Source organism: Hoeflea phototrophica DFL-43 (genome assembly GCF_000154705.2).
Taxonomy (GTDB): Bacteria; Pseudomonadota; Alphaproteobacteria; order Rhizobiales; family Rhizobiaceae; genus Hoeflea; species Hoeflea phototrophica.
In genome coordinates, this window is record NZ_CM002917.1 from 232,369 (window position 1) to 247,161 (window position 14,793).

At 59.6% G+C, this 14,793-nt stretch carries 11 protein-coding genes and 1 tRNA gene; 7 read left to right on the forward strand and 5 right to left on the reverse strand.

The genetic code is table 11. The features are described 5' to 3' along the window. The first annotated feature begins 22 nt into the window (after nucleotides 1-22). The 3 genes from HPDFL43_RS01080 (at nucleotide 23) to HPDFL43_RS01090 (ending at nucleotide 3,343) form a co-directional block, all read left to right on the forward strand. A complete protein-coding gene (locus HPDFL43_RS01080) occupies nucleotides 23-1,453 on the forward strand; it encodes a phosphohexomutase domain-containing protein (protein WP_007199702.1) in 1,431 nt (476 codons plus the stop codon). Between the two features lie 88 nt (nucleotides 1,454-1,541). After that, nucleotides 1,542-2,480, forward strand: a complete 939-nt coding sequence (locus tag HPDFL43_RS01085; protein WP_007199703.1) for a dihydrodipicolinate synthase family protein — start codon at nucleotides 1,542-1,544, stop codon at nucleotides 2,478-2,480. A 251-nt stretch (nucleotides 2,481-2,731) separates the two neighbouring features. After that, a complete protein-coding gene (locus HPDFL43_RS01090; protein WP_007199704.1) occupies nucleotides 2,732-3,343 on the forward strand; it encodes a DUF6656 family protein in 612 nt (203 codons plus the stop codon). Between the two features lie 263 nt (nucleotides 3,344-3,606). Here HPDFL43_RS01090 and HPDFL43_RS01095 read toward each other — a convergent pair. Then, nucleotides 3,607-3,693 (reverse strand) — tRNA-Leu (locus tag HPDFL43_RS01095). Nucleotides 3,694-3,970: 277 nt separating this feature from the next. Between HPDFL43_RS01095 and HPDFL43_RS01100 the strand changes: the two genes are divergently transcribed. Continuing rightward, the gene (locus HPDFL43_RS01100; protein ID WP_007199705.1) at nucleotides 3,971-4,909 is read left to right on the forward strand and encodes a DMT family transporter; all 939 of its coding nucleotides are present in this window, start codon (nucleotides 3,971-3,973) and stop codon (nucleotides 4,907-4,909) included. A 67-nt stretch (nucleotides 4,910-4,976) separates the two neighbouring features. Here HPDFL43_RS01100 and lepA read toward each other — a convergent pair whose 3' ends face one another. The 3 genes from lepA to HPDFL43_RS01115 form a co-directional block, all read right to left on the reverse strand. Beyond that, a complete protein-coding gene (gene lepA / locus HPDFL43_RS01105) occupies nucleotides 4,977-6,785 on the reverse strand; it encodes a translation elongation factor 4 (protein ID WP_007199706.1) in 1,809 nt (602 codons plus the stop codon). A 197-nt stretch (nucleotides 6,786-6,982) separates the two neighbouring features. Further along, a complete protein-coding gene (locus HPDFL43_RS21545) occupies nucleotides 6,983-8,170 on the reverse strand; it encodes a sugar transferase (protein WP_084594543.1) in 1,188 nt (395 codons plus the stop codon). A 392-nt stretch (nucleotides 8,171-8,562) separates the two neighbouring features. Next, on the reverse strand, nucleotides 8,563-9,438 hold the full coding sequence (locus HPDFL43_RS01115; protein ID WP_040448883.1) for a YiiX/YebB-like N1pC/P60 family cysteine hydrolase: 876 nt from the start codon (nucleotides 9,436-9,438) through the stop codon (nucleotides 8,563-8,565). 123 nt (nucleotides 9,439-9,561) lie between these two features. Here HPDFL43_RS01115 and mbfA point away from each other — a divergent pair, with 123 nt between their 5' ends. The 3 genes from mbfA (at nucleotide 9,562) to HPDFL43_RS01130 (ending at nucleotide 14,160) form a co-directional block, all read left to right on the forward strand. Further along, on the forward strand, nucleotides 9,562-10,545 hold the full coding sequence (mbfA, locus tag HPDFL43_RS01120) for an iron exporter MbfA (protein ID WP_007199710.1): 984 nt from the start codon (nucleotides 9,562-9,564) through the stop codon (nucleotides 10,543-10,545). Nucleotides 10,546-10,644: 99 nt separating this feature from the next. Next, nucleotides 10,645-12,591 (forward strand): polysaccharide biosynthesis protein, encoded by a 1,947-nt coding sequence (locus HPDFL43_RS01125; RefSeq protein ID WP_007199711.1) that lies wholly within the window; start codon nucleotides 10,645-10,647, stop codon nucleotides 12,589-12,591. Nucleotides 12,592-12,888: 297 nt separating this feature from the next. Continuing rightward, the gene (locus tag HPDFL43_RS01130; RefSeq protein ID WP_156970150.1) at nucleotides 12,889-14,160 is read left to right on the forward strand and encodes an MFS transporter; all 1,272 of its coding nucleotides are present in this window, start codon (nucleotides 12,889-12,891) and stop codon (nucleotides 14,158-14,160) included. Nucleotides 14,161-14,197: 37 nt separating this feature from the next. Here HPDFL43_RS01130 and HPDFL43_RS01135 read toward each other — a convergent pair whose 3' ends face one another. Then, entirely contained in the window at nucleotides 14,198-14,776 is a 579-nt protein-coding gene (locus HPDFL43_RS01135; RefSeq protein WP_007199713.1) for a transglutaminase-like cysteine peptidase, read from the reverse strand. Between the last annotated feature and the right edge of the window lie 17 nt (nucleotides 14,777-14,793).

Genomic DNA, 14,793 nt, shown 5'->3' on the forward strand with positions numbered 1-14,793 from the left:
CGGTGGGCAATCAGGAGAGGTGATGATGGCTGCGAAATTCGGTACCAGCGGCCTGCGTGGCCTGGTTGGCGACCTGACCGACGGGACCGCATCCGCCCATGCCCGCGCTTTCGCCCGGCATCTTGGTTCGCATGCGATGGCTCAGCCTGGCTCGCCCATCTTCATCGGCCGCGACATGCGCGCCTCAAGCCCCGAGATCGCCCGCCAATGCGCTGCCGCAGTGCGCGCGGAAGGGTATGTTCCCGTTGATTGCGGTGTGGTGCCGACCCCGGCGCTGGCGCTCCATGCGATGGGCCGTGGCGCCGCCGCGCTGATGATCACCGGGTCGCACATCCCGGATGACCGCAATGGCGTGAAATTCTATCGGCCCGACGGCGAGATCGACAAGACCGATGAAACGGCGATATCGGCCCTGGCGCCTGAATTCCTGGGACAGACCCTGCCCGACGCTGCGCCGATGCAGAGCGAACATGACAAGGTTCTCGACGCCTTTGTTGCGCGCTATCGCGGCTTTGTGGCGGGTGAAGGTCTGCATGGCTTGCGCATCGGGCTCTATGAGCACAGCTCGGCCGCCAGCGAGGCCCTGGCACGAATTCTCACCGAAGCAGGTGCAGCGGTCATCCGGTTGGGTCATTCGCACCGGTTCATTCCGGTCGATACCGAAGCCGTTTCGGATGAGACCCGGAGGCTGACGGCGGGCTGGGTGCAAAGCGAGTCCCTTGATGGCCTGGTTTCTGCCGATGGGGATGGCGACCGGCCATTGGTTGTCGATGAAACCGGCAGCGTGCTGCGTGGCGACGCCCTGGGCCTGATCGTTGCGCGCCATCTCGGTGCCGATGCGGTCGTCACCCCGGTCACCTCCAATTCCGGCATCGAAGATCACTGCGATGCGCGGGTCTGGCGCACCCGGGTCGGGTCCCCCTTCGTGATCGCCGGCATGAATGCGGCGCTGGAGGAAGACATGCGCCGGGTGATCGGGTTTGAGGCCAATGGCGGAGTGCTCACCGGCAATGTGATCGAGTCTTCGCAGGCCCGTCTTGCGCCGCTGCCAACCCGTGACAGCGTGCTCCCGATCCTCTGCGCCTTTGCGGCCGCGCGGCAAGCCGGACAAAGCCTCTCGGCCCATGTGGCGAGCCTGGCCCTGCCGGTTGCTGCCAGCGACCGGATCGAGAACTTCCCGACCGCACAGAGCCAGCAGCTGGTCGTCCGGCTCTCCGGTGATGCGGCTGTTTGCGCCGGGTTCTTTGCCACGCTTGGAACCGTGGGGCACATCGATCGGACCGATGGTCTCCGGGTGACGCTCGAGGATGGCCGGATCGTGCATCTCAGGCCCTCGGGCAACGCGCCGGAGATGCGGGTCTACTCAGAGGCCGGATCGCTGGCCGATGCCCAGGCGGTGATTGCCGCGACCATGGCGCTTGTGAAACAAAGCGCCGGCGATCAGATACGATAGCCCCGCGGCAACATCAGTCTTCCGGACCCACTTCCACCGGATTGCCGGATTCTGATATCGTTTCGCTGCAAACAAAGGACACACCCTGATGGACAACTCGATCTTCACCGGCTGCATGCCTGCCCTGATGACGCCGTGCAAGGCAGACCGGACCCCGGATTTCGATGCGCTGGTGCGCAAGGGGCAGGAGTTGATCGCGGCCGGCATGTCGGCGGTGGTCTATTGCGGGTCGATGGGCGACTGGCCGCTTCTGACCGACGCGCAGCGCATGGCAGGCGTGGAGCGCCTTGTCGCCGCCGGCATCCCGACAGTGGTCGGGACCGGCGCAATCAACAGCGCAGCAGCGGTGGCGCATGCGGCGCACGCAGCGAAAATCGGAGCTCAGGGACTGATGGTCATTCCGCGGGTCCTCTCGCGTGGAGCCTCGGCTGCGGCCCAGGCCGCCCATTTCAAGGCGATCCTGTCGGCAGCACCCGATTTGCCGGCGGTGATCTACAACAGCCCCTATTATGGTTTTGCGACCCGCGCCGATCTGTTTTTCGCGCTGCGCAAGGACCATCCAAACCTGATCGGCTTCAAGGAATTCGGCGGCGCTGAGGATCTGCGCTATGCGGCTGAAAACATCACCTCGGCGGACGACAGTGTCACGCTGATGGTGGGTGTCGACACCAATGTCTATCACGGCTTCGTCAATTGCGGCGCCACCGGAGCCATCACCGGAATCGGCAATGCCCTGCCGCGCGAAGTGCTGCACCTGGTGGCGCTTTGCCAGAAGGCCGCAGGAGGCGATGCCGAAGCGCGGGTACAGGCCAAGGAACTTGAGGAGGCGCTGGGCGTATTGTCCTCATTTGACGAAGGCGCGGACCTGGTTCTCTACTACAAGCATCTGATGGTCTTGAACGGTGACGAAGAATACACGCTGCATTTCAACGAGACGGATGCACTGACCGATTCGCAAAGGAACTACGCGGAAAGCCAGTACCATCTCTTCAAGAGCTGGTACGCGGACTGGAAAGCCAAGACCTGATACGGGTTTGGGCGCGAGGTATGGTCATGCGATGCTCATGGCATCTTGCCGCGCTTCGAAAGGTTCGGGCTGGTTGTGGCGGGTAAAGAGAGGCAGACATGAGCGCACCCGAATCAGGGGGCTTCATGGTATGTTGTGATGGTCATGCTGGATCAGTCAGTGCTGCATTGCTCGTTTGCGCGGTGGCTGCAGCGTCCCGTTAACCATTGAAGGTCATGATTTCCCTAAGGAAACCTCAACTCGTGCTCGAAATGTCAAAATTCAGATACTACACGGCCAAGTCGCCCAAGAAGGGGCTTGATCTGAAGAAGGCAGTCCATACCAATTTCCTCAGAACCGGGCGCATTGCCCGCGACGCCGAGGATTGGCTCGAAGAGGAGCGGCGCTTCCTGACCTATCAAGAGGTCGCGGAGCGAACCGGCGTCCGACTTGAAAACGCTGGCAAAAAGACGCATCAGCGGCTCAACACATTCCACTACGACATACAGTTTCCGAAGATCATCTTTCACAAGACCTTGGCCACGGCACCGCATCTTGGCTATGTCCACGTAACGGCCTCGAAAACCGACTTTGCCGAATACAAGGGTGTCACCTGGGGCTTTTACATTGCCAATTTCACGGCCGAAATCACCGCCGATGAGCAGTTTTTCAACCGCATAAATCCCAACTACTCCCGGATGTATTTTGCGGTGGCCATGAAGACGGAGGAAAATGCGGCGCAGCGGCGGCAGATCATCAATCGCGACTTTCGCGAAAACGGTGTCCTGTTCAGAACCACCGACCCCAAGACGGCCCTCAAGAACGTCCTGCTGCTGGGAGCAAAGAGCGCCGAACTGCGCAAGATCGTTGAGGCGATCGGCTGATAACCTGCGGGTGTTGCCGCGCTTCAACGTCGTTGCAGGGCTGCCCAAAAACGCGGGCAAACGGCAGCGTTGCCGGGTGCCATAATTCTTTTACTAGGCCGAGATGAAAACGGGGCCGGTAAGCCCCCAAATGCTATGGCGAACCGAAACCAGCGGAAACAAGTCAGGGTAAAACAACGTTTTCTGTCTTGCTGAAAAAAGCAAAAAACCGCCACGATCTGTTTCAGATCACGACGGTTTTTCAACGCCTTAGCGCAAATCAATGGTGCCCAGAAGAGGACTCGAACCTCCACACCGTTGCCAGTACCAGCACCTGAAGCTGGCGCGTCTACCAATTCCGCCATCTGGGCATTGGCGCGGATTTAGGGGGTCTGCGCGGCTGTGTCAATGAGGGGCGTCACCGCAAAGAGAATTTAATTCGCCCGAGCCGTTCTTTTTCCAAAGGGAGTTTGAGCACTTTACCCAAAGTCCAAACTGCGTCAGGACGTTGGGCGGCCCCGAATGTGTGTTCTGTATGGCCGCTCCGGCGGGTCCCTTGGGGGCAAGTCCGGGAGCTCTGTCTGTTCGCGGCCGGCGATGTCGCATCTGTGGCGTATCGCCGGACTGGTCCCCGCGCTAGGAATAATCATGGCTCAAGATCTCGCACCACCGCCTTCCATCAAGACCCCGGCACCTGATCCCGTCGAAAACCGCCGTGGCGTTCTGCTGGTCTTGGGAGCAGCGATCATATGGAGTTTTGGCGGCGCGATCGCGCGCGGTCTCGAAACCGGGGACCCCTGGGCGATTGTCGCATGGCGCTCCATATTCGCCGCCCTGTTCCTGCTGGCCTTCATGCTATGGCGCGACGGTCCGACAGGAACCATCCGCCTGTTCCGCACCATGGGGCTGCCCGGCGTCGGGGTCGGCCTGTGCTTCGCAACGGCATCGATGTCCTTCGTGGTGGCGCTTGGATACACCAGCGTTGCCAACATCCTGCTGATGCAGGCGGGCGCGCCGCTGATCGCCGCCTTGCTCGGCGTCATCTTTCTGCGCGAGGCCGTTGACCGGGTTACCTGGGCGGCAATCCTGGCGGTGATTGCCGGGGTCGGCGTCATGGTCTCCGATTCCTTTGCAGCCAATGTGTCGTTCATCGGCGACGGGCTGGCGCTGCTGATCGCTGTGGTCTTTGCCGCCGCTACGGTGATCACGCGGCGCTATTCCGACGTGCGGATGACGCCGGCGGTGTGCCTGGGCGTGATCATTGGCGCAGCTTTCGGCATCTCACTGGCCCAAACGCTGGTGGTCTCAATCCGTGATCTGGGACTGCTGGTGCTTTTCGGCGCGTTCAATCTGGGTCTCGGGCTGGCGATGTTTGTCACCGGCGCGCGGCTGATCCCCTCCGCGCTGGCCGCTCTCATCTCCACCATGGAGCCGGTGTTTGGCCCGATATGGGTGTGGATACTTCATTCCGAGGTGCCCGCGTCACGCACGCTTGTTGGTGGCGTGATGGTGTTCCTGGCGCTGATCGGCCACATTCTCTGGCAATGGCACAAAAGCCGCCGCACAGCGTTGCCGCTGCCCAATTGAGGGCGCTGAATTGAGGACCTACCCCCGAACGTGAAGACGTGATGCGCCCGGCCGGGCCGGGCGCGGATCAGTCGCCGATCTTCAGCGCCTCGATGAAGGCTTCCTGGGGAATTTCGACCTTGCCGAACTGACGCATCCGCTTCTTGCCCGCCTTCTGCTTGTCCAAGAGCTTGCGCTTGCGGGTGGCGTCGCCGCCATAGCACTTCGCCGTCACATCCTTGCGCATTGCCGAAATGGTTTCGCGCGCCACCACCCGGCCGCCAATGGCGGCCTGGATCGGGATCTTGAACATGTGCCGTGGAATCAGGTCCTTGAGCTTCTCACACATGACCCGGCCGCGTTTTTCCGCCGCAGAGCGGTGAACCAGCATCGACAGTGCATCCACGGGCTCCTCATTGACCAGGATCGACATCCGCACCAGGTCGCCTGCCTCGTGGCCGGTGATCTGATAATCGAAGCTCGCATAGCCCTTGGTGATGGACTTCAGGCGGTCGTAGAAATCGAACACCACCTCGTTGAGCGGCAGCTGATAGGTCACCATCGCGCGCTTACCGACATAGCTGAGGTCGGTCTGGATGCCGCGGCGCTCCTGGCACAGTTTCAGGATGGGTCCCAGATAATCATCCGGCGTCAGGATCGTTGCCTTGATCCAGGGTTCCTCGATGCTGGCGATCTTCACCACATCGGGCATGTCGGCCGGATTGTGCAATTCGATCACGTCGCCATTGGTCATGTTCATCCGGTAGACCACCGAAGGCGCCGTGGCGATCAGGTCGAGATTGAATTCGCGTTCGAGCCGCTCCTGAATGATTTCCAGATGCAGAAGCCCCAGGAAGCCGCATCGGAAGCCGAAGCCGAGCGCCGCCGAGGTCTCCATCTCGAACGAGAACGAGGCGTCGTTGAGCCTGAGCTTGCCCATCGCCGCGCGCAGATCCTCGAAATCCGCCGCATCGACCGGGAACAAGCCGCAAAACACCACAGGCTGTGCCGGCTTGAAGCCCGGCAGCGCTTCTGCGGTCGGATGCTTTTCTTCCGTGATGGTGTCACCCACGCGGGTGTCGGCCACTTCCTTGATCGAAGCGGTGATAAACCCGATTTCGCCCGGGCCAAGGGTATCCGTCGCCACCAGCTTTGGCGTGATGATGCCGATCCGCTCCACCGTGTAGCGGGCGCCGGTGCCCATAAGCCGGATCTGCTGGCCCTTTTTCATTTCGCCGTCGATCACCCGCACCAGCACGATCACGCCGAGATAGGTGTCGTACCAGCTGTCAACCAGCATGGCCTTCAGCGCATCCTTGGTGGTGCCGCCCTTTGGCGCCGGCAAACGCGTGACGATGGCCTCCAGCACCTCCGGTATGCCGATGCCGGTCTTGGCCGAAATCATCACCGCATCCGACGCGTCAAGGCCGATCACTTCCTCGATCTGTTCCTTGATCCGGTCAGGCTCGGCCGCCGGCAGGTCGATCTTGTTGAGCACCGGCACGATCTCGTGATCGGCATCCAGCGCGGCATAGACATTGGCCAGCGTCTGCGCCTCGACGCCCTGGCTGGCGTCAACCACCAGCAGCGAGCCCTCGCAGGCCCTCAGCGAGCGCGACACCTCATAGGCGAAGTCGACATGGCCCGGCGTGTCGATCAGGTTGAGCACATACATTTCGCCATCCTTGGCCTTGTAGTGCAAACGCACTGTCTGGGCCTTGATGGTGATGCCGCGCTCTTTCTCGATGTCCATGGAATCGAGAACCTGCTGGCTCATCTCGCGCTCGGCAAGGCCGCCACAGGTCTGGATCAGCCGGTCGGCCAGCGTCGACTTGCCGTGATCGATATGGGCGACAATCGAAAAGTTGCGGATATGGGAGAGGGGCGTGTTTGTCATATGCGCGATGTAGCAGGACCGGCGAAAAAGGCAATCAGGTAAAGTGGCGCGGCCCTTGTGATCTGCAACATTGCGCATCTTCCGCTGGCGCGGGTTGCAGCACAAAGTGCTGCTTTGGGGGAGGCAAGGCAAGTCTTCGGTAGGCGGAAAACCACCAGTCATCCGTCATGGGCCGACGTTGTCTGATAAACAGCCGGTCATCCGCGCCGGAATGCGGTTGCGAGCAGAATCCGCAGATCCAAGAGCAGTGATTGAAGCGCCAGATACCGGGCGTCCCATTGGGCCAGCTTCGCGGGGAAACGCATGTCCACGCCATTGACCTGCGCCAGACCGGTAATGCCGGGCTTGACCGCCAGCACACCGCGCTGGTCTCGTTCAGCAATCAACTCGCTCTGACTGGGCAGGCAGGGTCGCGGTCCGACAAGACTCATTTCGTTGCGGAAGATGTTGATGATCTGCGGCAGCTCATCGAGTTTGCTCTTGCGCAACCATTGACCCTGTCTTGTGATCGCACTGGTGCTGACTTCATGGGTCCCCACATGCGCCGTTCCGGTTTTCATGGTGCGGAATTTGTAGCAGGAGAACACTTTCCCATCCTTGCCGACGCGTTCCTGAAGGAACAGCCCCGGCCCCTTGGAATCGAGCCGTATCAGGACAAAGATCGCGATCAGCAGCCACCAGAGCAACACAAGAATGCAAATCGCGAAGCCCAAATCGATCGTCCGTTTGGTGATCTGAAAGACCGGATTGCCGCTCTGACCCTCGGAAAGGATCAGGGGCTGTGGCAGGTCGGTCGGACCCTGGCCCGAGAGGCTGATCATGAAGTCTGCGATGCGGGACACATTGACGGACGATTTGAGGCAGGTTGCCGCCTGAAACGCCAGCCGACCAAGTGGTTTGGGCAACTTTGCTGCGAAACGGAACCGGGTCTTGAAGTCAGGATCATACACATAGGGAAGGTAGAGGTTGACCGTATTGAGCCCGTCAAAGCTTGCAAGCTTCTTGGCCGCCATTTTCTTGCTGATCGCATAGGGTGCCTTGTTCGAAGGATCGAGCGCGTGGATCGAGGATGCATTGACAAAAGTCTCGATTCCGGCGCTTTGCGCCAGCGCTGCCATCTCCATCATCTGCTCGACATTGACCTTGATAAACGCCTCAAGCGAGGCATCGGAACCGGTGTTCAGAACGGCCAGGTGCAACAGCATGGTGTAGCCTTGAGCAGCCTCGGCAAGTTCGGAATAGCCACAAACAGCCTGTCCCGGGAACATCTCACCAAGCTTGTCCGGATCGCGTCCAGCCAGCAAGAGGTCGGCACCCCGGTCCGCAAGCAGCGGAACCAGATGGCGCCCGACATATCCGCTTGCGCCTGTTACCACGATCTTCATCGAGCCCCACTCCTGGCAGCATGTGTTGGTCCGGCCCAAGCCCTTACATCTATTTTGCCCTGAATGCACAGGCGGAAAAGGGAACTGGTGAACGGCTTCCGGTCGCGGCTATGTTTTGCCGATCGATCGGTCCGGAGCCTGCCATTCGGATTCCGGCGCGTCCCGGTTGTGCAACCGAAGCATCAGCCCGATTGCAAAAGGCTGCACCGATGGCTGCGCTGAACCCAGCGCCCAGATCAGCCGCCGGGGTTCAAAACATATCAGCTGGGCAGCGTCGTCAGGATCTTCGGCTGAACAACCCCATTCCGCTTGTGTCGCAGCGTGGTGTGACTGGCCGGATCTTTACAATCATTTCCGCCAGACGGTGCAATCCTGCTCAACGACGGCGGATGTCAATTGGTTGATTGCGGTATGTGTCCGGAATGATCGCTGCTGGCGTCGGTCTTCTTGCTCCAATGAAGCTGCTTGTAATCGAACCCGTATTCCAGCGTCGGCTTGACCACCCGGAAATAGGGCGAGAGATCAAAGTCCCTCGGGGCGAACAGCGAATGATGCCGGATATGCAGGATCTCACGGCGCGAATAGTCGGAATCTGCACATTGGCGGCCCGGTATCCGCGTCGTCTCTGGCAGGATCGGGTATTTGACCGATTGGTAGGCCTGGGCGATCATCGAGGAGCAGATCGCGCGGGTCGGGTCGCCTGATCCGAAGGCGAGCATGCGTCGCCGCCAGCGCACCGGCACCGGCGGCGTGGGGAGAAAGTACCGCATCAGATCGAAGATGTTTTTCATGTCGTAGCGCACACCCAGGCGCTCCACCATGTAGGTAACGATGGCTTTTCTATCTTCCGGTGTCAGGCCAACGGGACGGCAGATACGTGTGTTGAACCGGGCATATTTTGACAGCGGGACGGCGACGCATCCTTCGCCAAGATTGACCTCGACGAGTTGCGGCTTTTCGGCCGCTGCGGCCAGTCTGTCAGCGCTTTCGTTCTCCCCGGCCCTGGCGGCCGGGTCGGTCTGGAGCGCGTCTCCGACATAGAGGGCCGCATGTGACCAGGTTGACTGGGTCAGATACTTGATCGCGGCAGAAACCTTCTGATTGCCTTCGATCAGAAGAATGTCTCCGGGTTCGAGCGTTCGCGACAGCGTTTCCGGGTCTGACGGCGTATAGGGCTCATAATCTGTATTGGGCGAGTTCAGCCGCCGGGCCAGAAAACGGCCCAGGCGGTCCAACAAGGTTTCGGTTGTTTCGCGTGCTTCAGTCATAGTGGAACACTTGGCCGTTGAATCGGACAGGATCAACCCGCTTTCCTTCAACTTTGCGTTTGCCGCGCTTGAAAAAAGGAGTGGCATCCCATAGTTTAGAATAATTCTAAACAAGAGGCTGCCATGCTGACCCGTCTCATTGGTTTCAATCGCCGTCCCTTCAGTTCATTGAGTGAGCAGGAGGTCCTCGCCCTGGCAATTTCGTCGGAGGAAGATGATTCCCGCATTTACCTCGCCTATGCGGATCATTTGCGCGAGGACTACCCGCAATCCGCAAAAGTGTTCGATGAGATGGCCCAGGAAGAAGGGGCCCACCGTGCCCGGCTGATCGACCGCCACAAGGCCCGCTTCGGAGACCGGATTCCGCTGATCCGGCGCGAACATGTTCGCGGCTTCTATGAACGCAAGCCCGATTGGCTGATCAAGAGCCAGCCGCTCGACAAGATCCGTCAGACTGCAGAAGACATGGAGGCTCAGGCCCATAATTTTTACCTGGCAGCTGCGCAGCGCACCGGCGATGCCGATACGCGGCAATTGCTTGGCGACCTGGCGATCGCCGAAAAGGGTCACGGTTCGTTGGCCAGGCGGCTTGGGCTCGAGCACACACCGGAAGATATCAAGTCTGAGGAAGACCAGACCGCGCGCCGCAAATTCATTCTCACCTATGTCCAGCCGGGTCTTGCCGGTCTGATGGATGGTTCTGTTTCGACCCTGGCGCCGATTTTTGCCACCGCCTTCGCCACCGGCGACACCTGGACCACATTCCTGGTCGGCCTGTCGGCATCTGTCGGCGCCGGTATCTCAATGGGCTTCACCGAGGCCGCGCATGATGATGGTGTGATTTCAGGCCGGGGCTCACCACTCAAGCGTGGGCTTGCATCGGGCATCATGACCGCAGTCGGCGGCTTGGGTCATGCGCTGCCCTATCTGATCCCCGACTTCACCATTGCCACCACGGTTGCTGTTGCAATTGTCTTCATTGAGCTCTGGGCCATTGCCTGGATCCAAAATCATTGGATGGAAACACCCTGGAGCCGGGCGATTTTTCAGGTGGTTCTCGGCGGAGCGCTGGTGTTCGCGGCCGGGATATTGATCGGAAACGCTTGAGCATGCTCTTGCCAATAGGTCAGATGTAAAGGATATGTGCGGCCTAAAATAATAATGAGTTGACCGGTTTGGGCGCTGGCGGGCCGGGGAAGTAGGGCCATGTTGCAGAATTTTGTTGTCTGGCTGTTGGCGAGGGACCGGCGTGTAAAGCAGTTGGTCCTGGTGGCTGCTGACACCTTCATTGTCGTGTTCGGAGCGTGGTTGGCTTACTGCATCCGTTTGGATGCAATATATGTTCCCAATCAGTCTCAGCTGGTTATGATCCTCTCGGCGCCATTGATCGCTATCCCCATTTTCTTTGGTTTCGGGATGTATCGGTCGCTGATCCGATACGTAGGTCAGGAGGCGATCTGGTCGGCCTTCAAGGCTGTTGGTTTGACAGCACTGCTCTGGGGATTGCTAGCATTTATGACGCGCGCCTATGGGATCCAGGGGGTTCCGCGTTCGGTTCTCGTCCTGACCTGGCTTTTCGTGCTTGTCATGGTGATCAGCCTGCGGTTTTGGGCACGCTGGTTTCTTGTTACGCAAAGCAGTGGCTCTGTACCGCGCAGGTATTTCCTCATATACGGGGCGGGAGAGGCGGCGAGACAGATTGCATCGACGTTGCAAAGCCAGAATCCTCGGTTGTCGGTCATTCACGCCACCGATGATCCGAGCCTATATGGCCGTCTGATCGGCGGCAACGCGGTCTTTCCCTCAAAGGATGTCCCCGACTTGGTCCGTCGCTACGAGATCAAGGATGCGATCATCACCCTTCGTTACACCAGCAATGCAAAGCGGATGGATGTGGTTGAATCGCTGCGCAAACAGGGTGTCCGGGTGCGGATACTGCCACCGTTCGCGGACATTGTGGACGGCAAGCACATGGTCAACATGGTTCGGGAGGTCGAAATTGGTGATCTTCTCGGCCGTGAAATGGCGACACCTGACAAGAAATTGATGGAAATCAACACCAGCGGCAAAGTCGTGCTCATCACAGGTGCGGGCGGGTCGATAGGATCTGAGCTCTGCCGCCAAGCGATCTCGCTGCGCACATCCAAGCTGGTGCTGCTGGAGAACAGCGAAGTTGCGCTCTACCAGATTATGCGCGAACTCAGCCAGAAGGGCGATTTGGAAATCGTACCGATCCTCGGATCGGTGATGGACCAACCGCTTGTAAAACGGCTCTTCGATGAACACGGGGTCAACACCGTGTTTCACGCCGCGGCCTACAAGCATGTGCCGCTGGTCGAAGACAATCCGTTTCAGGGTGTCATCAACAATTCGCTCGGAACACTGTCAGTCGCAACCGCGGCCTTTGAATCCAATGTCGAGGTCATGGTTCTGGTCTCCACAGACAAGGCGGTTTGGCCATCAAGCGTCATGGGCGCATCCAAGCGGATTGCCGAACTTATCATTCAGGATTTCGCTGCGAAGTCGAAGCGCGACAAGCTGTCCAAGACCTTCTGTGCTGTCCGTTTTGGAAATGTCATCGGATCGAGCGGCTCGGTCATTCCCCTGTTTCGCGAGCAGATCCGCAGCGGCGGGCCGCTGACTCTGACCGATACCGGCGCGACGCGGTATTTCATGACTGTTTCCGAAGCGGCCCAGTTGGTGATTCAGGCAGGCAGCATCGCGCGGCCTGACAGCAAACAATCCGAGAGCGAGGGGGATATCTACCTCCTCGACATGGGAGATCCGGTTCTGATCAGGGATTTGGCGGTCAAGATGATCCAGCTGTCGAACCTGACCGTCTGCGACGAAACCAATCCGCAAGGTGACATCGCCATGCAGATCATCGGCCTGCGACCCGGTGAAAAACTCCATGAGGTTTTGCGCTATTCGGTCAAAGAGCCAAACCCGACCGCCCATCCGAAGATCTCGGTTGCATCCGAACCCCCGGCCGAAGCTCTGGATTTCGATCAGCTCTACGCGGACCTGAGACAGATCGCAGCGGCACATGACCATGATCGGCTTATGGAACTGCTCTCTCGTGTCACGGGTCTTAGCCGCCCTGAAGATGGCGACGAAAGCAATCCGGACAGTTCATGCCCGCGGACGGTTTAACACAGCAACCCGGTCTTCGGGTGGATTGATGCAGCCCTCTGCTGGGATCACGTTGCTCTGGCTTGGATATCAATGCCGGACCCGGCGCCTTTTTCGTTGCAGCTGGTCTGATCCGGTTCTAGTCTGGCCTCGATTTCATCTCAGGGGCTTTAAGATGTGGCAGGGTGTTTTTCCCGCGGTAGCGATGCGATTGGACACCGCAGGTGGACACCACAATTTCCGCAATGACCGTTGGTTCTGCTCACTGGTGCGGACCATCAGGATGATCGAGCCGACTGTGAAGAACAGATCCCAATTGTGAGTGCGAAGCCGCGCCGCATCGAGCCGTTGACGCTGCTCATAGGCGTTTCCATGACCATCGGTTATGGCACGCTTTATTACCCCTTCGCCATTCTCGGTCCCGAGATCGCTCGGGCCCAGGGCTGGAGCAACAGCTTTGTGTTTGGTGTTTTCTCGGTGGCATTGCTGACCAGCGCGGCCACAGCCTCGGTCGTTGGCCATGCGATGGACCGTTTCGGCGCGCGGCCGGTGATGGTCGTAGGGTCTTTTTTCGCCACCTGCGTGCTTGTCAATCTCTCCTTTGTCGAGACCATGGTTGGCTTTGCCGTTGCCATGCTGCTGATCGAATTCGCCGCGCGCATGGTCCAGTATGAGACCGGCTTTGCCGCATTGACCGCCCTGCATGGCCGCAACGCCAGGCGCCCCATTGCCCACGTGACCCTGGTCGCCGGTTTCGCCTCGACCGTCTTCTGGCCGTTGATCCATTGGTTGCTGGGCTTCATGGACTGGCGCGGGGTCTTTCTGGTTCTCGCTGCGATCAATTTTCTTGTTGCCCTGCCGATTCATATGCTGGTTCCCAACAGGCCGGAACTGCGTGCTGCAGATCGGAACGACGAGCCGGAACCGCAAACCGCGAGCGCCGCTGGCTTGGTCGCCCAGCCGCTTCGGGATCCTGGCCTGCTGCAACCCGGCCGTCGCATGCCGGCCTTTTTGCTGCTTTCACTCGCCTTCGCGGGGGGCAGCTTCCTGATGTCTGCGGTGCACACCTCATTTTTCCTGATCCTCGATCAGATGGGCCGCGCGGCTGCGTTGGCTGCGTTGGCTGGTGCGGTGATCGGCCCGATGCAGGTCGCTGCCAGATTGATCGAAATGGTCACCGGGGAGCGCGTTGCCTCTTCGATGGTCGGATTGATCTCCACCGGCACCTTGTTTCTGGGCATCGTGATCCTTGCTGCGGGTCTATGGTTTGATGCGGACTTGGTCATCATCGCTTTCGCGGTCAGCTTTGGCATCGGGCAGGGGCTCAACTTCATCGCCCGCGCGATTCTGCCCGCCAGACTGTTCGGAACTGATGGGTATGGCGCAATGACCGGAAAGCTCGCCACCATTCGCTTGTTTGCGATGGCCGGTGCCCCGTTTTGTACGGCACTGGCACTGACCCATGCAGGCATCGGCATAACCTTCGCCATGCTGATCGGCATTGCCGCCGTCAGCGTCGCAGCGTCATGGGCTTTGTGGGGGATAGAAAGGCGCTGCGGCAGCGCGCAAGCTCTCGCATCCGCGCAATGAGATGGTGAGCTGAAAAACGGCCCTGCCGGACCCCTGATCAGCGCAACGCGCCGACCATGACCTCTGTGCTGTTCTCGATGGTCACCCAGCGGCCCGAATTGTTGGAGGCCTGACGCTTGAGATAGCTGTAGGGCGTGTCGCGCCAAAGCTTCACATCGTCTTCGAGATTGTCGAGCACAAAATCGCCTTCGGAGGTCCTCAGCGTCAGCACTGCATGGCCTTCTCCGTCTGGCTTGCGGACAACGGTGATCAGCACATCAGCCGCTGAAAAGCCCCGTTCCATCAGCATGTGGCGCTTGAGCAGCACATAGTCTTCGCAGTCACCTGCGATCTGGGGATACGCCCAGACCTCTTCCTTGCCGAACAGCTCCAGATCGGTCTTGGGCATCACCGAAAAATTGACCGCACGGTTGATCTCCCGGATCACCTCCCAGCCGTAATCGGTGACCTTCGGAGCGGCGCCTGATCCTTTGACCGGTTCGCACTCGGAACTGAACTGTTTGCAGAATTCATAATGGCCGATGGGTTGGGAGGTGATCCGGCCGGTCTGCATCGACAGCCCGGTCGAACCGCTGACGCCAGTAAAGGCGAAAAACGCCGCGGACGCGACCATCATAGCCTTGTATTTTCCCG